Raw genomic sequence first — 24204 nt, 5'->3', positions numbered from 1 at the left:
CAATAAAGAATATCTCAGGTTATAAGTTTATATGAGATCTATAGCCGATGAAACTGACTCTAGAAGTAAGCCATCTGATAGCAACAATCAAAAGAAAGATTTATTGGAGATAATGAAAGAACTACAGCCAGTAGCTTTTTTAATATCAATGTGTTTAGTTATTGCAGCTTTTTATGTAAATCCCGCAAACGAAGTCTCCAAGAATAATTTAATACATATTTTAATGGCTTCTCTTTCTTTCTTTTTTGCATATTTAGGATTGTTTTGCTACAAAAAAAATGATTTTCCTCTGTTTCGTTACTTTGGAGAATGTTCTCTTATAGGCGGAGTGTGGTTTGTTTATAATGCATTTGCAGGAATAATAGGTATTATAGACAAGGAAGTTAATCCTGTTAACAGCTTTTTTATTTCCGTTTTTCTTATTTCACTATCTTTAATTACAACTATGTTTTTATCAGGAAAAGTGAAAAAAGGAAAAATGTATAATTTTTCTAAAGTACTTTTTCACTTTAGTCTCGTTCTACTTTTTTCTTACATAGTTCTGTATTCCAGTTCATATTTAGTTTATTTTATACTTAAGCTGCAAAAAGAATTCTATGTTCCCATTTTATTATCAGGTACAGTAATAATCCGTGATTTATTAATAGTTATATCTTCAGTAAGTTTATTTCTGATGATGGTTTTATATGAATTGGAGTCTATCTATCCCTGGATAGATGGTTTATCTATAAGATTCAAAGATGCAGACACATTTGATATGAATATAATAAAATCATTAGGAATAATAGTAAATACATTAGGAAGAATAACTTATCTAATAATCAGTTTTTGTTTAATAATAATCGGTTTTTGGTTATTAGTAAGTGTTTAAACTTCAGGGCATCCGACTAAATTATAAATTTTTTCCCATAATCGGGTGTTTTTAATTTCCTCAATTCTATCTTTTCTGATAACAACCTTGTAAATTACAAAGTTGCTGTTTTTCTTATAAAATCAATTTTAGAGCTATTATAAGAGCATGATTTCCATGAAATAGCAATTAAATTAGAAAAAGTGTTTATTTTTAATTCATAGCTTTTAGATTAAACTCTTGTATCCATAGAATAAAAAACCTGAATAAAATCCTATTAAACGTATATCTTCGGTATTACAGTTTTTGGGTATTGCATAGAAAAGACTCTTTACAGGCTTTATATTGAAGAAAAGAAAGGCCAGTAAAACAGCAGGAAGCCAGATAAAAAACGTACTCAGGATTTGACTTTCCGGGAGACTATAGTCTATCATATTAACGCTAAAGAATAGGTAAAATGTATTGCTTAATGTATTGTGGTATTTGTGTATTAATATGAGAAGAAATAACAAGAAATATTAATGAAAAAACATATTCACACATCATGATAAGTATACCTGTTGCCCCAATAAGTCGTAACGATCTCGATGATTTTTCCGAATTTACTAATAATATGCATAATGATAAACAATATAATGTTTTAGTGATTGGAGATATAATGCTTGATTATTTCATGCACTGTACTCTTTCAAAAACACATTCAACTGATAGACATAATATTTCATGCACGGGTGATTTTATATATGATCCAGAGGGCTCTCCAGAATTATATATGCCTGGAGGAGCTGCAAGAATTGCAGCAGCATGTAGTAACTTTGCAAATGTTTATATGTTGGGAATTATTGGAGAGGATTGGCAAGGGAAACAGTTGAGTACAGTATTGGAAAAATGGGGTGTTAAACCAGTTTTATTTGAAATTAAAAACTACTTGACTGTAACAAAACATTATATTAAAGTCAAAGATTATGGAGAAAGAGGTTCTTCAGAAGGTTTTATACCATACCGAGTTAACAGAGAATTAGATACAAAATCTTCTGAAAAACTAATTATCCCCAAGAAACTGGAAATATTAAATGAACTGAAAAAGATCATTAATGAAATGGATTGTGTTATACTAAAAGATAACGAAAAAGGATTATTTTCGGATGAATTAGCTAATGATATTATTTCAATTATTAATGATAAAAAAGAAGCTTCAGAAAAACCCTTTTACGTTTTTTTAGATCCGAAATATTCATGGACTAAATTCGAAAATCTTAAAATTGATGCAATTTTTCCAAATATAAAGGAAACTGCATCTGGAATTAATCTAAGCAACTGGGATTATGTAAAAGGAAGTGCAAAAAGTCAAAATATCCCAGACGAAGATTGCATTAAATTAAAAGAACATGATAATATTAATCACTTTATTATAAAAATGGGGGAAAATGGAGCTAAGTTAATTGGTAAAACTGAAAACATAATTAAATCCATTGATAAATACGATTGTAAATTAAAAAATTGTGGTGAAGAAATTGGTTGTGGTGATATTTTTGATGCATATTTTATTGGATGTATGTTATCAAATTTTTCAGATCAACTTACAGATCAAACTAACGTAAATTATGAAAAATGTTTAAGATATGCAACTTATGTTGCTGGCATACAGTATAAACTTACATCAGAAAGAATAATAGGAAAAAATGATATTGAAGAAGAATTATCACGAATAAAAGAAAAAATATTTGATATTGTAGAAGAAGATATTTGTTCGAAGGAAATTAGGAAACCAATTAGAATTGGACTAGTTCAGCTGGAGTATGATTTAGAGAAAAGTAAAGATCCATTTGCTTATTCTATAAAACAAGATCAAATTAAATCTCAACTAATAAAGATTGAAACTGCTATAACTAAGTCAATATCAGAAAATGTTAACATTATTTGTCTTCCAGAACTGTCTCTTCATGAATCTTTTATCACGGGTATTTTAAATAAATTAGAGAATAAAGATGTAATTTTGATTGGAGGGAGTTATTATAAAGATAGATTTAATATCTGCCCAATTATTTATGGAAATAAGGTAATTGAGTACAAAAAGATTAGTCCTTCCCCATTTGAAATGCATATTAATAATGATCGTGGAATGAAACCTGGACACGAAATCATTGTCATCAAGTCACATTTTGGAAATTTTGTTGTATTGACTTGCTGTGATTTTACAAATTACCATAATCAAATAATACAAGAATTAGGTTCTAAGATCAAACTTAATTTTATAATTAATCCATGCTATGATGAAAGTAAAGAAAATTTGAGAAAATCATATAATACAGCATTATATATTTCGAATAATTTCAATATTGATACAATATTCATTAATAGTTTCTTCAAAGAGCATAAACCTTATCTCTCAGGAGTTGTAGGTAAAATTCATTATGGTATAGGAAGAGATGAGGAAAGTGGGAACACTAATATGGATAATTTGATAGGAGCAATTAGTAAAGAAGCTTTAATAATTGGTGATTTTTACTATAATAATCAAATAATAGTGGCGGATACAAATCCACATCCTCCGTTTTCAAATATTCACCATTATCTATTTGACTCAAATAAACAGAGATGGTTTAAAGATAAATAATATTTTTATTTTTTTATATTTTTATGCATGATCCAATAATATGCAATATTGAGTTATCTCAAAACTCAATATTCCAAAATGAAAATAATTCTGAAATTTTTATGAAATAAAAGATAAAGTTGGTTTTGGATAAGCTCCGGGTTAAAAATGTGTTAAAAATTAAAAACCACATAAGTTAGGGTAAGAACTATGTATTTTCCACATTTCTCCTGATAGCAACCTAGTATCATATTTAGATGTTTTTTATAGCAATTCACCAGATCCTGTACAGCATAATAAAGAAATCCAAGAGGAAGAGCAGCCTCTTAAGTTTTTGTTGATGCACTCTTTTTGTCCGACTCCCACTATTGAAGGACATTTCAAATTGTTTTTAATTTATTTTTGTGAATATTATTAAATGAATATCCTGAATGGTTACAAAGTAGGACGAAAGCTCTATAATAAATAACTAGCTTTTAACTTAAAACCTTACTATTTTTAATCGTTCTTTTTGTGGAAACAAACGCCATGTTTATTTCTAATCTACTTTTACATTGAAATGACAAGCTTTAAATAAAAACTTGTTATTATATATTTCAGGTGAAATATATGAATGTTAGAATTGAACAAGTCAGTAAAAAGAAAAAACATATACCAGTTTCAGAATCAAATAAATATCCTTCACAGGCTCTTAGAAGGGATAGAGAAACCCTTCATATGTATAGCGTTGGGGAGATCAAAATATTAACACCTGATGAATATCAGAAGCTCAGGAATGTAATTCCAAAAAATACCTATAAAACAATTCTTGATGTCCTTCTAATTACAGGAATGAGATACGTAGAAATTTGCAGGTTATATAAGAATAAAGATTGGTATAATGAGAAAAGAAACATAATTCATCTTAATTCAGAAGCTCAACAGAAGCACAAGAGAACACAAATTGAAAGAACAATTCAACCGTTACCTTCTATGTTCTCATATACAATGAATGCTTTCTTTTCAGGAAAAAAGCCGCCTGTTGAAAGTTCTTGGAATAGGGATTTACAGAGATGGTCAAAACTTGCAGGTTTGAACCCCTATGGTATTTCAGCCAAAACAACTAGAAAGACTTTAGAAAGTTGGATGATTTCAGCAGGTATTCCAGTAACTACCGTATGTTTGAGACAAGGACACGACAATTTAACCAGCATGAGACATTATCAGAATTTGGCATTTTCAGATGATGAAGTGCGGGATATTCAAAAAATATTAACTGAATGGGGAATTCTAAAATAAATAATATAAATGTCATTATTAAGGTTTAATTATTAAATGCATAAAATTATCGGATACACTATAATTATTAAATTCATTAATTGTTAAATTCATTTCTTCTTTTCACCTTTTTTAAAAATCTTTCCTAAGCTATCAATCTGATTGCTTGACCATCAAACCGCCAAATAAACTGTAATTTTCAATCTTTTTTCAATTTTAATATAATTCCTTCATAAGTCTAATTGAAAACCGGATATGTGAAGGATTCAAAAGGAAACTTGCAGGAAATAGAAGGAGATACTTCCACAAATAATATAAAAATATTATAAAATTAAACTTATGAATAAAATAAGAAAACAATGAAAGAACTTCAGTCACTGAAACCACCTAAATCACTGAAATTACATAAAGAACTTCAATCAATGAAATCAATGAAAAAACGATAGCGGTTGAAACAGTCAAATAAAAATCTATATATACTAGTATGGCATAGTACATATCGTACCCAATAAATATCTATATAATTATAAAATAAACAAGGTGGTCATATGAAAACTAAAATAACAATCACAGTTGATGCAGATATATTAGAAAATTTTGATAAATTGTCAGGATCAAAATTGATCCCACGTAGCACTTATGTTAATGAACTTATGAAAAATGAGTATAATAATTGGAGTAGAGGGTGAACAAATATGAACGAAGATAATAGAAAAGAAATTGTGACCCGCCAGTCACAAGAGAAAGAACAAGAGCAACAAGGAGAACTTTCTAGTAACAATTATCCTGACGATATAAATATATTTAAAGATTCCGATGAAGATGGAATTAAGGTTCTGGATACACATGAAGACGAAATTAAAGAATTAATTGCTATTTTAGAACCTTACAATTTTCCATTAGATATCATTAGAGAATTATATCTAAAGGCTATGGAAACATTACATAAAAAAGGCAAAGAAGAGTTCTTTATTAATTTTATCCGTGAAAAATGCAACATTTCAGATAATGATGTTATTGATGATTTACATGAATTGTTTGCAAATAGAGTACGTAATGTAAAGCCACGTAAGGAAATTTACATAGGTATTCCTGAAACACAATTTACCTTTAAAATTACGTTTGAAGATAAATATTACAATATTAATATTATAGATAAATTTGTTGATATAGGGCTTCCTGTTGTTACAAAAGAATTCAAAGAATCAAAATCAAGAGATAAAGAACTCAGTGATTTATTAATAAATTATGCTGAACCCAAAGTGAAACCAGATCAAGCAGAAAATATTGTAATTAAATTTAATAAAAAAATAATCCGTGAATACAGAAAAGATATTGAAGCACTTAAAATAAATTATGAAAAACCTGAAGATACGGATTCAGAAGAAGAGCAGAAGCCTGAACAATATGAAAAACCTGAAATAATGCAGAAAGCTGAACAGATTTTAAAAAATGGTGATCCTTTTAAGTTCTTCATGGATACAGTTCAAACGATACATGTAGGTGATGAACTTGCATTTACAGCAGTTTTCCTTGCAAGGATGAATCAGTCTATACTGAACGCTAATGGAATTTTCCCTTACTTCAATGGCGGGACCGGCAAAGGTAAGACGCATACAGGGCAGTCTTTTGTCATATGTTTACCCAAAAAATACGTTATACAATCAACGTTCTCAAACAAGGCTCTTTATTACAGCAAAAAAATGAAGCAAGCAGGAATGTTTATTCTTGCAGATGATGTTAAACTAAATGAAGATGTAATATCAATGATGAAACGACTTGAAACGTGTTTCCAAGACGGAATTCAGTATATGTCTGTAAACACGGATCGTAAAGGAGAAGATTTATCGATTCCAGCAAGGACAGTAATACTTTTTACCTCTGTTGAAGATCAAACTGGTGAAGAACTAGGAGATCGTCAACTCAATACAACAGTTGATGATTCTATGGAGCAGGATTATTCAGTCTTTGATATGCAAGTTCAGAAAGCAATGACTGGACTTGATCCAAGACTCAATAATACAGAGAATATTTTGATATGTCAGGCGTTATTTGATTATTGGGCAAAAAACCTTTCCAAAATCATAATTCCATATGCAAACAGAATTGTATGGAATGATAAAAAGCATAGACGTAATTTTGATATGTTCCTTGATATGATCCGTGGCTTTACACTTTCAAAGTTTATGCAACGTGGGAAAAGAAGTATTGATGGCCAAGAATTCCTTATGGCAACTGAAGAAGATTTCAATAATGCAGCCGAATTTTATAATCAAGTCGGGCTTTTCATGGGCAGCAAACTTACAGGTGCAGAAATGGACATGGCTAAAGCAATTGCATCATTCAAAGAGAGAGGTGCAGAATCAAAAGATCTTCAATTAATTCTAAAATTATCTCAAGGGAATGTTTCAAAGAAAATAAAATCATTAGAAGAAAAACTCCCACAGTTATATACAATTGATAGCAGTGTTTTAGATGGTACAAATGATCAAGGATCAATACATTCAGTAACCACTCGTGCTAAAAGGTATGTTTTGAAAAACTTCGATGAAAGTAATTATTTCAAGCCTGTATATCTGAGTGCTGAACCAATTGATTACAAAAAGGAATTACAAGAGGCTAAGAAGGAAATCAAACAAGAAGAAACGAAGAATAAAATACAGGCTGAATATCATGGAAAGAACCAATCAAAATTAAATATGAGTTTTGATGACGAAGATGAAGAACCTGTAATCCCTAGATTAAATATACCTAAAATCAGTTCCCTGAATTAATTACATTTATCTATCATTATTCTCCTTTTCTTTTTTTAAAACGGCATCATCTTCCTTTATTCTCTTTATATTCCCCCTATATTCCCCCTACATTCCTGCCAATGATTTGAATAACATGAGTATATTGGTCATTTTTGGGACTTTTACATGGAGAAAATATTTTCTATCAATTTTTTCTCAGAGATAATTCAGATAAAAAATAGAGTGAAAAAAATTCCCATATATAATTTTTAAGATTTTAATATTTTTATATTAAATATAGTTTACTTACATTAATTTTTAAAATGGAATACATATAGGAATATATGTAGGAATATATGGAGAATATAAGTGGAATATACCCATCAATACTGATTTTTATTATTGAGCCTATCTCAAAACCCGTGAAATGCCGAAATCAGAGTTCCAATGTTGATGAAAATCAGTAGATTAACGATGTTTTGGGATAAGCTCATATGAAGTTATGTTTTAAGCATCGTGTGAGCATAATATATGCAAAATTTTTTAACTTCACAAATGTCACACCTTGGATTATTTTCCAAACAAACTCCTACATTATCTTCTTGTCCAAACCTCCATAACGTATAGTCAACAGCTCTTATAGGGCAACCCACTGCCTCACTCATTTTTCTCCCTTGTACGACTGTCTTTAACAGTAGCTCACCTTTATGAGTATCAATAAGTTTCATACCTTTAGGAGTATCAATCAGTTGCTTGCCTTTATGAGTATCGATAAGTCCAAGACGGAAAAAAATTCTTAGAATCACCCTATCAGGTTTTAGAACTGGTAATCCAATATCTGTCATAAAATGATACGAAGTAGTTGGACCTAGATATTCAAATTTACATTCTATGTCTTCTTTAAATAACATTAAATTCTCAAATGAATTATCCGTTTCAAAAGAATTAATATATTGCTTGAATGACCCATATTTTTTAACTATTTCATTAAAAGTACGTGCATTATTAATACAACTTCTTATTTTACCCTCATTTCTAATCATATCTGGGTCTATCTTTATTCTATCAATATCATTATCTCCATAATTGGATGTTTTAAGATAATTAGGAAAATAATCATTAATTGTATCTTTTTTCTTCTTTACTATTTCTGCACGGAACCCAGCATAAAAAGGTATAAATTTTAACTTATTAAAGTACACATCGTTTGAATAATCATGGTTTTCATACCCTTTGTCTTCATTGATATCTTCGTCAAATTGTTGTCTAAATTCCGGGCTCATCTTTTTCAAAGTAGAATAAATTCCATCAAATACTTCTTTATATGGATACATAAAACCACCTCTATTAACAATATATAATAAATATTTAATCTGTTTTATAATATTACTGTGTTGTGATTTTACATTATGAGCTCATCCTAAAACTCAAAAGTTATCCTGTCAGCCAGTCAGGGTTGCGGATAATTATAATGATTTTAACAATAATAATCAATACGTTTATATGATATGAACGCATTTGCTATTTTTTACCTGAAGAACAATTATAATAAAAGCTATTATAATCAACTATTAAGTTCATAAGAAATGAACACACTCGTTTAGTTGGCGATACTCTTTATCCTGTATAGTCACATATCAATTTTACACTTGTTTTGGCTGCAATCTGTGGCATCTGGATAAACTTATCAAATCTGCTGAGAAATCTCCCAAAATCGCAAATTTAGGGTTTCCTGTGGGTTTTTCAGAGCTTTCTTTAGGTCGGTTATATTAAGTGTATCTTTAGATTCCCCCTATGATTTATAGTCCCGAATTTTGAGTACCATTAACATTTGATTATTCTTGCTTGATTTTTGAAAAACTACGTTGACTCTATAGTGTACCGTAGAACAATATATTTTGACTGAATTTCAAGCAACTTGAATACTGAATTCAAGGTATTTAGTTTCAAGCAGTTCATAGTAAATTTATTTTTTTATTTTATTTAATTCGGAAATCCTTAATGTTGATAAATAAAAATGTTTTCTGCTTCGTAGTTCAGTTTTTACATCTGATCCTGAACTTTGCAGCATATATGCAAACTTAGCATTCCAGACTAAATCCTTATATGCAAGTAAAATTATAAGATGATAGAAATATAAATTATTTTAGGTGGTTATATGGGTAAAAATGGTAAAAAATTGACTGAAGAAGAAATTGAAGAACGTAGAAATGAAACATATAAGATGATGGCTGCCATATCTGGAAAACCAATTTCAGAACTTATGGATAATGAAGTCCATAGAGGCAATTATGGTGAAAAGGACTGTCTAATAAAGCAGATGTTTCTCAAAAATCTGGTTGAACCTATTTCAAGTAGACAACTGTTTGAAACCCTTAGAAAACAGGGCTATGATGCGAAATATACGACATTTTGCGGGCTTTTGTACCGATATCAGGATTATGGTTATGTAGAAAAAAAGAGTGCTAAAAAGCCGTTCTTATTCGGTTTAACAGATGAAGGATTAAGACATGATAAGAATCCGTATCTTGCAAGGGAAGAATTAGCAAGAAAAAGAATGAATTTTATTTATAGTCAGATTGAAAAAGAATTAGTTAATCATCCTGAAGCCTTAAAGAATCTTGTTGAAACCATAACACAAATGAATATAGGTTCTTCGAATTATAATCCTGTTATTGTTGGTGCTGGAAGTCAATATCATGATAATTTTGGAAATGAAGAATTAAAGCGGGAAATTGGAAATAATATATATAATAAGGATTTCTGGAAAAGTACCGACAATGAAAAACTTAAAAGTTTAGTTAATGGAATTCTTAACGGTTCTTTAAGTTATGAAGATAAAGAGCAATTGCTTATTGATGCATTAGACGAAGCTGCAAACAGTCATAAAGGTTCAATTGTTGTTCAAAAAAAATACAATCCAAGTAAAAGTATTGGTGAAAGACGGTATTATGAATATTTAATAAAAGGAATTAATCAGCCTGTTACAAGATCTATTTATGAAGCAATTCCATTCAGGTTCATAATGGTTGCAAATGAGATTCGGTTAAAATCAATACCTGAAAGTGGAATTTATAATAATAATCAAGATGGAAAAATAATGGATTTTGATTATGTTTTAAGAAATGTGTTCCAAAACAGAATGATGATTAAAGCACAAAATAATGATAATGAATTAATTTTCTTTTATACTGATGGATACACCAATTATAAAATAACAACAATGAGTTTAAATGACTACAATAAAGTTAAAAATAAATCTCAATCAAGTGGAATTAAATTAAAAATTAATCATTAATTCCATTTTTCTCAGATGTATATACAATATAATTTCTGGTACTAATCTGAAACATAATAAGCAATTTTTATTTAAGCCTTCGTCTGAACATAATCAGTACATTAGTACATTATCTATACAAATTTAGTTCGTAAAAAACGAACTAACTTCGTATACTTCATCTAGCATATTGAAAAAGATTGTATTTTCTTAGCAAAATGGAAAATGCTGATTTTTTTCCTTAATTACGTAAATTAATTTTATGGAATAACTGTGTTTATTTTATAATTAAATAAGTGATTATTTTTTTTACCTAAATGCAAATATATTTAAATGTTTTATAATTACGATTAAATCTTTTATTAGTAGGACTGTCAAATTATTTATGAAATAAAGACAATTACTTTTGTTTATAAGGATTTTTGATACATGACTAATTATGTCCTATGATTTTATGATCTGAAGAAATTAATTTGATCTTTTCTTTCTATCCGTAGAGTATTAAGAGAGAAAAATAGTATTTATAATTATTAGTCTGCATACCGGGATTTCACTTTCAAGAAAATTGCAATGCTGTGGTCCTGAGTTATTCAGTAAAGTCAACTTTTATTTCAACAAAGTAATCTTCCGGTACCTGCTTTAGAAAGTATATTTTAGTATTTTGTTGTAAATATATTATCCTGGGAAACTGCTGGTTAAAGAGAGTTTAGGGCTCAAACCAATAAACTGAGGGTTTTATAAAAATTATCTGAGATTATGAACCGGTTTCTGATGTAAACTCTGGCGAGGTATGGTGTTATGGCTAAAAAAGAAGAAGAATACGAATTCGAATTCGTAAAAAGAGGCTCACCGCATAAAGAAGAATCTGCTGAGGGAGAATCTGAAGAAGAATCTTTTGAAGAAGAATTTATTAAAGAAGAATATACGGTTTCAGGAGCAAATAAACAAAAGGAAGATTACCTGGACGTAATTAATATCATAGACTCTTTAATGCATAATGAAGACTTTCCTCTAAAAAATGAGAGCAGTCTAACCATCAGTAAGATAATATCTTTTCTCAATAAAGAGATACATGAAAACAAAAATTTTACTGAAGCATGGTTGATTAAAGGTACAGTCCTTTATAAGACTGGCAAATACAATGGCGCTATAGATGCCTTTGACAGTGCTATGGAAACTATGCCAGAAGAGACGTCCGGAGAAAAAAATGATACATGGATAAAAAGCAATGGCATAAATTACAGATATGCCTTGAAATTCAAGGCATTTTCCCTGTGCAAACTTGGAAGATATAGGGAAGCGCTGAACACACTTGATGAGATCTCAGCTATCTATCCTGAGGATCCTGAGATTGAATCGCATAAAAACATGATTCAAACTCTTGAAAATGAGAGGCTGATCAGGAGAACAGGTGATTACAGTCCCAGGCACCCAGGCATATGGGAGCGCAAAGGCAGGTCTTCTTATGAGCTGGGCAAATACGAAGAAGCATTAAATGATTTCGAAAAATGCCTTGAGAGTAATCCTGATGATGCAGACATCTGGAGAAATAAAGGTTCTGCCCTTTACATGCTTGGCAGGTATGAAGAAGCACTTAAAGCATTAAATAACTCCCTTGAGATCAATCCTAAGGACGCAAACGCCTGGAGTTTTAAAGGCTCTACTCTTTACAGGCTTGGAAGGCCCGAAGAAGCTCTGAAAACGCTTGATAAAGCACTGCAAAAGAACCCAAACATATATGAAGCCTGGTTCAATAAAGGATCCATCCTCTTTGAGCTCGGAAGATATAAGCAGGCATTATCTGCTGTGGAGAACTCCTTAAGAATTAATGCTGAGGATGTCAATGCATTAAATCTCAAAACCTCCATACTGGATAAACTGGAAACGGGTAAACAATGATTAACTCTCTTGATGCGATTTATTCTCTTGATATGATTTACTCTCTTGGTGTGATTTACTCTCTTAATGTGATTTACTCTCTTGATGTGATTAACTCTCTTAATGTGATTTACTCTCTTGATGTGATTAACTCTCTTGATGTGATTTCGACCTTGTACATCAATAGAAAAAATTGAAGAGCCTGAAGGTAACTGCAACTCTTAAGAAAAATGCCGCTCAATTCCTCAATAAGATACTAAAATAAAGGTGGAAAGTTGAAATATAATACTATTATCTTTGATTTTGATTATACACTTGCAGACGCTACTTATGGTATTGTATCAAGTTTTAACCATGCTTTTAGCAGGCTTGAAATTCCCGGATGTGACTGCGAAAGGATAAAAAGAACCGTAGGTTTATCCCTGGATGAAGCTTTCGTTCAGCTAACAGGTGACGAAGATAAAGCAACTATAAATTCCTTTAGAAGCTTTTTCCGGGAGAAAGCAGACGAAGTCATGTCAAAAAACACAGTACTTTTTGAGGATACGGTAAGCACTCTGCAGAAGCTTAAAAATGACGGGATTAATACCGGAATTGTGACTACAAAATATCACTACAGGATAGATGAAACATTGAATATTCACGGCATTTCGGACCTGGTAGATGTTATTGTAGGAGGAGAAGACGTCAGGGTTCCTAAGCCGTCTCCGGAAGGGCTGTTACTTGCAATCGCCAGCCTCAGTACGGACTTGGATGAAGTACTGTATATTGGAGACAGTCTGGTAGACGCTAAAACGGCTATGGCTGCTAATGTTGATTTTGCAGCAGTGACTACAGGGACAACAGACAGGGAAGAGTTTTCACAATACCCCTACGTAAAGATATTAAAGAACTTATCAGAGCTTTTTAATCAATAATATAAGTCAAATAAAAAACAGTCCAGTAATCATAGATCCAGTAATCATAAATCCAGTAATCATAAATCCAGTAACCATAAATCCTGCAATCACAAATTCCGCCTGCTTCTATGTCTGCAATAAAATCGTCTCAGAATATCTTAATAGAATAGACACCCATAAAATGTAAAGGAAAATTATAACCAGGTTTACAGTCAATAGGTTTTAAATGCAGTTAACGGGCTTTTTAAATAAAATAATGCAACTTTTGCTCAAAACAGACCATACGGAAGGAATTTAACGTGAAAGTTCACTGTATTCAACACGTCAAATTTGAAGTTCCCGGAACCATCATTGAATGGATAGAAAAGAAAAATCACTCTTTTTCAACCACCCATCTGTACGAAAACGATAGCCTTCCTGAAACCGATACCTTCGACCTCCTTATAGTCATGGGCGGGCCCATGAACATTTACGAGTATGAAAAATATCCCTGGCTAAAGAGAGAAAAAGCCTTTCTCGAAAAAACGATTGGAGACGGAAAAACAGTGCTCGGGATCTGCCTTGGAGCCCAGCTTCTTGCCGATGTCCTGAATGCGAAAGTGTTTAAGAACCAGTATAAAGAAATAGGATGGTTTCCGGTATCTGTGGTCAGGGAAGAGGAGTTTGAAATCCCTCTCCTCGAAGGAATCCCTGAAAAATTCACTGCATTTCACTGGCATGGGGACACTTTTGACCTGCCTGAAGGTGCAGGACTGCTTTTTGAAAGCAAAGCCTGCAAAAATCAGGGTTTCATCTATGAAAACAGAGTAATAGGCCTGCAGTTTCATCTTGAAATGAATGAACAGACGATAAGAGATGTGATAGAAAACTGCAGGGATGAGCTTGCAGAAGGAGAATACATCCAGAAAGAAGAAGAAATGCTGGATAGGGCAGACCTCTTTAAAGAATCGAAAAAACTAATGTTCAGGCTAATGGATAATCTTGAAAAAACTGTCCTGTCCTGACATAAGTCTACGTTAAAAAGCGAAAATGCACCTCAAATGCACCAGGTGAGGAGTGTACTGAAAGGTGTTTTCAGGTAGTGAATAACTAAAAGTACTGAGTAACTAAAAGTGTAATATATTTTATAAAAGTGTCTCAGGAGAATTTATTAGAATAAGGAGAATTTGTTAGAATAATTTATTAGAATATTAACGATTTGAAAATAGTAACCCTGAAACCGAGGAAAACTAATTTCCCTTCTTGCCTCCCTCGCCTTTCAGGGCCTCTTCACGATTACTCTTTCGCAGGTTCACACTCCCTGCATACTTCCCGTCTTTTCACCTTTTTCCAGCCTGCTAAAACCCTTTTTTGCAGCGACACCTTCTTCTTGGGGCTTTTTATGACATGAAATAGGTGTATGATGAATGATGTCCCGCTGTTTGAGCCAGGGCCATTTTTTCTACAACGTCCTCTGCCGGGCCGGCCAAACTGGAACAATTATCAACCTGTATGACTTAAGGAAATGCCCTGTGAACTCTGGACTTTCCGGCATCCAGGATGAATTTCAAGCAACTGATCGGAACCGTATATAAAAAACCTGGTTCCTTATTTGCAATTGTTTTTGTATCTGAGCTTTGCGGATATAAGGTCGTGCTTCACAGAAGAAAGCAATTACCCTCTAAAAAATTGATTTAACGCTCCCTTCCGGGCCTTTACCCCTCACTCAGAGGTTTTGAGGTTATACCCAGTACAGACTGATCAGCGTTATCAGGATAAAGAATACGCTGAAAGTACCGATTATCACCTTGTTCTGCTGCATCATTTTGTTGTGCTGTATGATTTCATCTTGTTGCATATGAATCTTCCAGACCAAATATCTCCGATAGCTATTTCCTTCGGTGGTCGACAGACCGGAATCCACTATCCTATTTATGCGATTCTATAATAAAGACTTATCTATTTTAATCGAAAGAAGGAGTTATTCTGGTGCAATTTTGAGCTAAATTTATTGCAAAAGAATTTTTTGCCATTTTTTCAGGTTTTAGATAAATCAGGAACTCGATTGTTTTATCTCAATACCACATTATATAAACTGAAGAAACCTATTTTTCATAAAAGGGAATCCAGAGTGGGAGTCAATGGCAAAAAGGTTAAAAGTTGCAAACCCTGCCCGTTGCATAGGCTGCTATTCCTGTATGATGGCCTGCGCAAGGACGTGGTACGATACTATTTCTCTAAAAAATAGCCGGATCGACATCCAGACAAAGGGCGGAATAGAAACTCCTTATGCTCAAATAGTCTGCCATGCATGTGTAGACCCTCCATGTATGAGAGCCTGCCCTCTTGGTGCATTAACCAAGCGGAAAGGTGGAGGAGTAAACCTTAACAAGGAGATCTGCGATGGCTGCGGAAACTGTATGGAAGCCTGCCTGGTTGGGGCTATTCATCTTGATGCTGAAAAAAAAGCAGTAATCTGCAAGCACTGCGGCGTCTGCCCGAAATTTTGCCCCCATGATGTTCTGGAAATGATTGAAGTTGAAGACAGCGGAGAAATAAAAGTTACTGATACGGGTCCTGTTGAGGAAACAGGTCCGGACAGCCCTGCCGCGTCTCATAAGGAGCTTTACGGGGATGAGGAGTCCGGGGAGGAAAAATGACAACAGAACAATATGCGATTCCGGGCCTTACGAATGTGCTTTATATTGACCTTACCAGCCAGAGTTACCATATTGAAAACAGGCAGGACCTTTACGAAAAGTACCTGGGAGGCATCGGAGTTGCCACAAACCTCATGCTTGAAGAATATAAAGAGGGAACTGGTCCTCTTGACCCTGAAATGCCAGTTATCCTGAGCACAGGGCCTCTCTCAGGCGTATATCCAACCTGCACCAAAACAGTTGCATTGTTCCGCTCTCCGCTTAATGGAGAGTTGGGGGAATCTTATGCAGGCGGACATCTTGCTATGTCCATGCGCTATTCGGGATACGAGACTATTGTTATTAGAGGTGCTTCCCGGTATCCAGTTTATGTGGCTGTGCACGATGACAGGGTTACTTTCAGGGATGCCTCATCAATATGGGGGCTCTCTTCGGCAATCGATATAGGAAAAATCCTCCGCGAAATAGAGCCCGGAGCCGGGAGGCGCAGTATTATCCGGATAGGACCTGCAGGAGAAAGAGGTGTAACGTATGCAAGTGTTAATGTCGATACTTACCGCCACTTCGGTCGTCTAGGGCTCGGGACTGTTTTCGGGGCAAAAAAACTTAAAGCCCTTCTTATTTCAGGAAATAAGGAAATAAAAAGTCCTGACCATAGCGCTTACAGAAAAGCCTGCAGCAAGCTTTACGACACAATTGTGAAAACAGAACTTACCGAGAAATACCACAACCTCGGAACAAGCGAAAATATCCTTGTCCTGAATGAACTCAAGGGTCTCCCAACGCGGAACCTGCAGGCGACCTCTATCGAAGGCGCGGAAGATATCTCAGGAGAAAACTTTGCAGAAAAATACCTTATCCGCAGGGTCTCATGTGCAGGCTGTCCAATAGGCTGCGTCCATATAGCCATGCTCAGACGTCCTTTCTCAAAAGCCCATGAGTACGAAACCCTCAACATATCCTACGACTTTGAACTGATCTATGCTCTCGGCTCAAACCTTGGAGTTACGGACCCTGAAGCCGTGCTTGAGCTGATTGATGCCTGCGAAAAAGCCGGAGTAGATATAATCAGCATGGGGGGTGTGCTTGCCTGGGCTACGGAGATGATGCAGCGCGGGAAAATCTCCACCAGAGAGACCATGGGGCTTAAACTGTCATGGGGAGATAAAGCCTCCTATTTGCGGGCAATAGAGCTTGTTGTTCAGACTCCAAACGCATTTTATGCAGTTCTCGGGAAAGGTGTGGAGTATGCCTCAAAAATCTATGGAGGCGAAGAATTCGCAGTACGTGTAGGCGGGCTTGAGATTCCGGGCTACCATACAGGGCTTGGAAATACACTCGGGCTTACTGTAGGTTCACGCCACTCCCACCTTGACAATGCAGGCTATTCTGCTGACCAGAAAGCATTCAACCAGCCAATTTCGGATGAAAAGATTGTTGACTACATAATTAATGAAGAGAACCGCCGCAATGCCCTTAACTGCATGGTTGCCTGCCTTTTTGCACGTAATGTGTATACGTATGAAAACATGGTCATGGCTCTCAAAGGAATTGGAATAGACAGGACAGAAGAAGAACTTGAGGATCTTGGAGAGGATATTTTCAGGAAAAAATACGAGCTCAAGAAAAAGTTCGGGTTCAGGTTTGAAGATATTTCCCTCCCAAAGAGGTTTTTTGAAACCCCAACCACTACAGGAAAGCTCGAAGAGGAAAGGGTTAGAAAAGCAATCGAAATATACCGCGAGAAGAGGGGTGTTTGAGATTTTAAAGTGAGGTTAAGCACCTGAGTTCTCGGAAGCTGTAATATCCATGCTCGGCTTAACTTTATTATCAATTTTTTCTTCGGAAACATCAGCTTCAATTTTTGCGGTTTCAACAACTTCTTTTTTAACCTCTTCTCCAACCCAGCGGTTCATGACCTTGCAGGTCACAAGATCCCCTGCAACATTTACTGTTGTCCTGCTCATATCCAGAATCCTGTCCACTCCCATTATGAGAGCTATCCCGCTTGTAGGGATCCCTACGCTGTTAAGGATCATAGCAAGGACAACAATCCCTACTCCGGGTATTGAAGGCGTTCCTATTGAGGCTGCAACAGCCATAACCATTACGATCAGGATCTGAGAAAGCCCTAGATCTATCCCGAATACATCAGCCAGGAAAATTGTTGCCACACCCTGATAAAGTGCAGTCCCGTTCATGTTTGCTGTGGCTCCTAGAGGGATTACGAACTCTGAAATCGAAGGCTTTACCCCTAACCTTTCCTGGGCTGTTTTGATAGATAAGGGCATAACAGCAGCCGAACTGGAAGTTGAAAAAGCAAGGAGCATAACATCGCGTATAGCCTTCAGGAATTCAAACGGGTTATACCTCGCAACAACAGAAACAATAACGAGATTCAGGAACATAAGGAGCAGCAGGCTTACAAGTACTGTGCCCACGTATACAGCCATTCCCAGAAGGGTTTCAATGCCCATTTTCATAGTAAACTTTGTAAGAAGCCCGAAAACTGCAATCGGAGCAAGAGACATGCTCCATTTGACAACTGTCATGCAAACAGCCTGCACTGAGGTAAGAAAGCTGACCATTGGAGCTGACTGGTCTTTATTCAGGGAGATCAGGGCGACACCTATAATTACCGCGATAATAACAACCTGCAACATCTCCCCGCTTGCCAGGGCTCCGAGTGGATTGGAAGGCAGTAAACCTCCAATCAGCAGTGAAGGAAGAGTCAGAGCCGAAGGGTTAAAACTCAGGTCGGGCCCTGCCTGAACCTGCGTTCCTAATGCGTTTTCAACGAGTTCTCCACTTATATACTGCCCGGGATGAATGTAAAGAGCCATCCCGATACCTATAGCAGTTGCAATTGCAGTGGTTGTTACAAAATAAGCAGCTGTTAAAAGCCCTGTTTTTTTAAGGGCGCTCATGCTCTGACTCGCCACTCCCAGAATTATGGATGCAAAAACAAGAGGGACCACAATCATTTTCAAAAGCCCAAGGAAAATATAACCAGGCAGGGCAACCCATTCCCCGATTATTTCCGAGGATACGGGGTCAAGGTATCCCCCGGAAGTCCCTAGCAAAAGCCCCATAATAACCCCAAGTCCCATGCTTATCAGGATCTTCAGCCAGAGTTTCTTTTCAAGCAGATCATGAAGCTGGTTGCTCAGGTTTTTTAAGGAATAATTGCGCCTGAAATCCAGAGGATAATAAATGCGCGTAATTCCATTGGTAATTCCCTGGCGAAGAAGCCTGGTCTCCTCTGCGATTTCCTGAGCGAACTCCCTCGGGTTCGGGATATAACGGTTTTCCTTATCTTTCATGGGGGATCACAATAAAACATGGGGGTTCCAAAGTTTACTTCTTTATTCAAAAAATTGGTTAAATTTATTACTTTCCCGCTGTGCGTTAAATTTAATCGAATACTACTTTCACATTAAATTATATAAAAGCTTAGAAAATTACATAATAACTTAGCAAGTTGGTCTGCCTATTAAGTATCCGCCTCTTTACAAAACAGTTTAATGGAGATTATACCAAATCTAAGCAAACCTGAAGACAGGCTGCCAGACAAAATTATACAACTGTTTTTAAAAAGACGAGCCGCTTCTTCACTTTCCACTCCATGATTATTTTCTCATAAACTCTATTAATTTTGCATTTATTTACTACTCTCTCACGGGCTTTAAAATTTGATCCTTTGCATCCCTGAAGCTAATCGGATAATCGTATTTCTTTCTGAACTTAAAAAGAAAGTAAAAACAAAAAATACTCGAAAAGAAAAGCCAGTGAAAAAAGATGAAATGATACAAACTAAGAAATAAGAAAAAATAAAATGATACAAACCAGGAAAATAAGAAAAATAAGAAAAAATAAAAAACAAGAAAATATTAAAAAGTATCTCCTTGTTTTTCCGGGTCCTATTTTTCCAGATTAGTTATCTCATAATTCTTTTTCTGGCAAAGAATACCGAAGCAAGAATCCCAGGAACCGCAAAAGCACTCTCGAATCCAGGTGTTCTCCTTTTAGCCCTGGTAGTCTGCTCTTCTCCTGTAATTGTCTCGTTTTCTTCCTGTTCAGCCGGAGTGATTATTTGCTTACTGAGTTTATCTCCTGTAATCGCATAACGGGAAAATCCAAGAGTTTCTGCTGTAAAATAGTAGTATTCTTTGTCTTCGTATGCCATCTCTGTAACAAGCGGGTCCCATTCTTCATTATGGAACCTGTTTATCCTTATGGTTGAGACATCAATATTATTTTCTTCTACCCAGCTCTTGGGCACCCTGAAGCTAATGGATGCTCCGTTTATATTGCTTCTGCTTTCGAATCTTTCATTTCCTACCAGGATGTTCATCAGCCGGTAAACTTCTCCTTCAAGCATTTCTCCTGAAGTTCCGTTTCCAAGGACCTCAATCCTTACAATAACATTTCCTGAGTACTGCAATGGCTTGAAACTGAGACCCAGAACGCCGGAAACAGGGTTATTGAAGCTGAAAGTTGTTTGAGACCCCGCAACAACCCTTTTCTGTGCACTGTCAATACCTGTGACTCCGGAATTTCCACCTGACGGAACATAGTTTGCAGAGCCCCTGTGCGATGTTGTCGGAGGAATTATTGTAAGGGGCAGGTTGTCGTATGTCCCGTTTTTGATTTCATAAGCGGAATCTGCAATTCCGTCCCTGTCGGCATCTGTACAGTTCTGTGAAAATCCTGTTCCATTAGGGTTTGCCCAGTAGTTGCCTCCCAGGTATGGGCCGCTAACTATACTTCGTCCTGCTGTTTTGCTTGTGTTCCAGGTATTGCTTGCTTCGCTATTAAGCAGGGTGTTGTTGATGTTATTGAGGTAGTTGTTGTAAATAATGTTATTACTGCTTGCCGGACTTTCCATGCTATTTACAAACCCCGCATGTGAATTAATCTCGCTTCGATCGAGGTCAAAGGCAAGTCCTGCCACACTGTTCTGCTCTATTTTGTTGCCATAGACAAGGCTGTTATTCACATTGTAGAGGATTAACCCGTAAGAGTTCCGGGACAAGTTATTTCCCGAAAAGTTACCTTCTCCTGTAACCAGCAGCCCTACATCGCTTCCTTCTACAGTACAGCCTGACACTGTATATCCGTTCCCTGCAACTTCTGCGGTATTAATTACCAGAATTCCTCCGGAAGTACAGTTGATTGCGGAACAGTCCCTTATGCTAAGGTTCTCACCAAGGACGGCAACAAGTCCTCCCTGACAGTTCTGGTAAGTATTCCTTTCAAAAGACGCATTCACAGGTTCACTGACATGCATTCCCCAGACAGGATAACAGTTCCTGACCGTATTGCCTTTAACTGTGAGGTTCTCGAGGTCATAAAGATAGATTCCGTATCCCATGATACGTCTGTCACCAACAAGAGAAGAACTGACAGAGAAAGAGTCTCCACTATCATAGGTCCTGGTCTCACCTTTTACATTCTGAACCATATTGTCCAGAAGCTCCACACCGGAAGATCCTCCCGAATAAATTCCTGCACATGCTATGTCCCTCACTGAATTTCTAATAAGACTGATATTCTGTGAAGAACCAAAATAAATTCCGCATCCATAGGCACGACTTACACCTACGAGAGAGGGATTTCCAGCTGCAGGCAGCATGAACTCACCTGTTACATTCTGAACCGTATTTTCCAGAAGCTTCACATCGGAAGAATACTCGGTATAAATACCCGTATCCATGACATTCCTTATTGAGTTCTTAATAACACTGCTGTTCTGGCATTCCTCAATATAAATTCCTCTGAAGCTTACCTGGTCAATAGTATTGTCCTCGATACTGAGGTTACTGGAATACAGAGAATAAACTCCAAAACCATAGGATCTTACAGCCTGCACTAGGTTAAAACCTGCAGAACTTTTTCCCTGTACGGCATCATTTTCTTCTCCTTTAACGGGATCAGAATTTGCGAACCTGTATAATGAATATACCGTGGTTGAGTTTAGAACAGAATTCTTTTTGAGGGTACAGTTCTCTGAATCAATTGTAGCAATTCCGTACATGGAGTCCTGGATATTATTGTTAGTAACGGTTATGTTCCTGGTCTCCTGAGCCATAACCCCAACCCCGGAGTTCTCAAACCTGCTGTCTGAAACCCTTACATCATGAGAAGAAACAATTCCGACTCCATATATTGTATTGTTTATAGTGTTGTTTTGAATATTTGAACTTGTATTGTACAGGAGAACCCCATATGTGTTGTTCTGAAGCACCAGGTCTTTAATTTCAACGTTTCTGCAGTTTATGCAGTAGATTACTCCTGCATCTCTTCCGATTGAAGGATTTGACTCTCTTTCAAAATAATAAATCGGTTTTCCGTCGACAAGGTTGCTCGTATCAATTATATTCCCTGTTGTTACATTATCAAGGTCAATGTGTTCATTATCATACTCGAGTTCAAAGTTATACTGGTTTCCGGACATAATATTGTTTTTAAACGTGCTGTTTTCTATACTGGCCAGGAAGAGTCCGTATATCCCTGAATTTGCAGTGTTATTTGTCAGGGTACAATTCCTGGAGTGAGAAATATAGAGGCCGTAATCACTCTCTGTGATTCTGTTTCCGGAAAGGTTGCAACTGCTGGACTCAAACAAATAAATGCCATCATCATAAGTGTTTGAGATATCATTGTCGGTAAGATTGCAGTTGCTGGAATTATAGAGGTGAATACCGTCTTCAGAGTTTGAGATCGTATTGCCTGTCAGGGTGCAGCCGTTTAATTGATAAAGATAAATGCCGTCGTAATAAACGTTTGAAACGGTGTTTTCCGTAAAGTTGCAGCCGCTTGAACTGTACGTATATATTCCATAATGTTCAGTGCTTGAGATTATATTGCCAGCGAGAGTGCAGTTATTTGAGTATAAGAGGGAAATCCCTTCGTAGTCAATATTTGATACGGTGTTGCCTGTAAAATTGCAGCTGGTAGAAAAAGTCGCATAGATGCCATTCCCAGAAATATTTGTGATTGTATTATTAGCCATGGTACAGTTATTTGAGCTGGAGAACTGGACACCATCAGAACCGGTATCTGAGACTGTATTGCTGGTCAGGTTACAGTAACCAGCTGCCAGCAGATAAATTCCATGGGAAGCAGTATTTGATACTGCATTATTGTCCAGGGTACAGTTTCTTGAAGACTGAAGATAGAAGCCGTACTGATCAGAATCATTAACTGTATTGTTGACCAGAATGCAGCTGTTTGAACTCTCCACCTGGACACCGCAACCGATTCCTGATAACTTATTATTGGAAATATTGACCCCTGAAACTCCGCTCATATAAATTCCCGTAGAGTTTTTTCCGGTGATGTTGAAGCCGCTGATAGTTACATTGCTGGCACTTATTCCAAAATTGTGTCCAGAGCCTATGTGTCTTACAATTGTATCTTCAGGGTTTCCGGAATACGAGAGGATGCTCAGGTTTGCCACGTTAATATCCACAATCTCATTATACGTTCCTGGATAAACAATGATTGTGTTCCCGGGCGCTGCATTATTTACAGCATCCTGTATTGTTGTATAATTTCCGCTTCCCATTGCGTCCACATAAATTATGGGGCCTGTAGATCCAGCGGATGCGGTTCCATCCAAAACAATGAGTAAAAAAAGTAATACTGTTAAAAATTGAAGGTTACTTTTTTTAGATAGTATATCCATTTTTTATGACTCCTCACATATGATTTCCATCAGCAGTATGCTGACTATAGTTTTATCCCGGAAGAAATATCTTCTAAACTTTTATATATTGTTGGGATATTTGTGAGTTTCAAGTATAAATAGTTTGATCCTTCAGGACGGTTAGATTATTAAGAGTAAATTTCGACCCCAAAAAACAACTCTGCATAAAGCGAGTTCATCATAAAGCGAGTCTATAATACTACAAAACAGAAATGGGACCGATAAAATTGAGGTAAAGGCCTGGTTCTAAATTAATGAAAATAAGACCGGTAAGATTGAGGTAAAAACCTGATTCAAATTAAATCCATCGTACCAATCCAACACGGAAGATACCAGGCTGGTTGTAACATATTTCACGGTAT

Annotated in this window: 15 protein-coding genes; 12 read left to right on the top strand and 3 right to left on the bottom strand. The window is 35.6% G+C overall.

Annotated elements, in window-relative coordinates; genetic code table 11:
• Window positions 1–31: 31 nt before the first annotated feature.
• The 5 genes from RSJ42_RS05915 to RSJ42_RS05895 all read left to right on the top strand — a co-directional run bounded on the left by RSJ42_RS05915 (window position 32) and on the right by RSJ42_RS05895 (window position 7477).
• Window positions 32–871 (top strand): hypothetical protein, encoded by an 840-nt coding sequence (locus tag RSJ42_RS05915; RefSeq protein WP_410509749.1) that lies wholly within the window; start codon window positions 32–34, stop codon window positions 869–871.
• A gap of 523 nt (window positions 872–1394) precedes the next feature.
• The gene (locus RSJ42_RS05910) at window positions 1395–3467 is read left to right on the top strand and encodes a PfkB family carbohydrate kinase (RefSeq protein ID WP_410509748.1); all 2073 of its coding nucleotides are present in this window, start codon (window positions 1395–1397) and stop codon (window positions 3465–3467) included.
• A 588-nt stretch (window positions 3468–4055) separates the two neighbouring features.
• Window positions 4056–4724: a tyrosine-type recombinase/integrase gene (locus RSJ42_RS05905; protein WP_410509747.1), complete on the top strand. Its 669-nt coding sequence runs from the start codon at window positions 4056–4058 to the stop codon at window positions 4722–4724.
• Between the two features lie 527 nt (window positions 4725–5251).
• Window positions 5252–5392 (top strand): hypothetical protein, encoded by a 141-nt coding sequence (locus RSJ42_RS05900; RefSeq protein ID WP_410509746.1) that lies wholly within the window; start codon window positions 5252–5254, stop codon window positions 5390–5392.
• A gap of 6 nt (window positions 5393–5398) precedes the next feature.
• A complete protein-coding gene (locus RSJ42_RS05895; protein WP_410509745.1) occupies window positions 5399–7477 on the top strand; it encodes a hypothetical protein in 2079 nt (692 codons plus the stop codon).
• Window positions 7478–7938: 461 nt separating this feature from the next.
• Here the strand turns inward: RSJ42_RS05895 and RSJ42_RS05890 are convergent, their stop codons facing one another.
• Window positions 7939–8772, bottom strand: a complete 834-nt coding sequence (locus RSJ42_RS05890; RefSeq protein ID WP_410509744.1) for a DNA-3-methyladenine glycosylase I — start codon at window positions 8770–8772, stop codon at window positions 7939–7941.
• Between the two features lie 824 nt (window positions 8773–9596).
• Here RSJ42_RS05890 and RSJ42_RS05885 point away from each other — a divergent pair.
• From RSJ42_RS05885 to RSJ42_RS05855, 7 genes are all read left to right on the top strand, one after another.
• Window positions 9597–10736: a hypothetical protein gene (locus tag RSJ42_RS05885; protein ID WP_410509743.1), complete on the top strand. Its 1140-nt coding sequence runs from the start codon at window positions 9597–9599 to the stop codon at window positions 10734–10736.
• Window positions 10737–11513: 777 nt separating this feature from the next.
• Window positions 11514–12614, top strand: coding sequence for a tetratricopeptide repeat protein (locus RSJ42_RS05880; RefSeq protein ID WP_410509742.1), 1101 nt, complete (start codon window positions 11514–11516; stop codon window positions 12612–12614).
• Window positions 12611–12790, top strand: coding sequence for a hypothetical protein (locus RSJ42_RS05875; protein WP_410509741.1), 180 nt, complete (start codon window positions 12611–12613; stop codon window positions 12788–12790). The genes RSJ42_RS05880 and RSJ42_RS05875 overlap by 4 nt, the downstream gene beginning before the upstream one ends.
• 78 nt (window positions 12791–12868) lie before the next feature.
• Entirely contained in the window at window positions 12869–13510 is a 642-nt protein-coding gene (locus tag RSJ42_RS05870; RefSeq protein WP_410509740.1) for an HAD family hydrolase, read from the top strand.
• Between the two features lie 281 nt (window positions 13511–13791).
• Window positions 13792–14496, top strand: a complete 705-nt coding sequence (locus RSJ42_RS05865; protein ID WP_410509739.1) for a type 1 glutamine amidotransferase — start codon at window positions 13792–13794, stop codon at window positions 14494–14496.
• Window positions 14497–15612: 1116 nt separating this feature from the next.
• Window positions 15613–16131, top strand: a complete 519-nt coding sequence (locus tag RSJ42_RS05860) for a 4Fe-4S binding protein (protein ID WP_410509738.1) — start codon at window positions 15613–15615, stop codon at window positions 16129–16131.
• Complete coding sequence (locus RSJ42_RS05855) at window positions 16128–17891, top strand: aldehyde ferredoxin oxidoreductase family protein (protein ID WP_410509737.1); 1764 nt, start codon at window positions 16128–16130, stop codon at window positions 17889–17891. Before RSJ42_RS05860 ends, RSJ42_RS05855 begins: the two co-directional genes overlap by 4 nt.
• Window positions 17892–17906: 15 nt before the next feature.
• On the opposite strand, the gene RSJ42_RS05850 is transcribed toward RSJ42_RS05855, so the two are convergent.
• Window positions 17907–19454 carry a dicarboxylate/amino acid:cation symporter gene (locus RSJ42_RS05850; protein ID WP_410509736.1) on the bottom strand — a complete coding sequence of 516 codons (1548 nt, stop codon included), beginning with the start codon at window positions 19452–19454 and terminating at the stop codon, window positions 17907–17909.
• 614 nt (window positions 19455–20068) lie between these two features.
• Window positions 20069–23755 (bottom strand): NosD domain-containing protein, encoded by a 3687-nt coding sequence (locus tag RSJ42_RS05845; RefSeq protein WP_410509735.1) that lies wholly within the window; start codon window positions 23753–23755, stop codon window positions 20069–20071.
• Between the last annotated feature and the right edge of the window lie 449 nt (window positions 23756–24204).

Source organism: Methanosarcina hadiensis (genome assembly GCF_046529725.1).
GTDB classification, from domain to species: Archaea; Halobacteriota; Methanosarcinia; order Methanosarcinales; family Methanosarcinaceae; genus Methanosarcina; species Methanosarcina hadiensis.
This window is presented reverse-complemented; position numbering and strand designations above follow the sequence as displayed.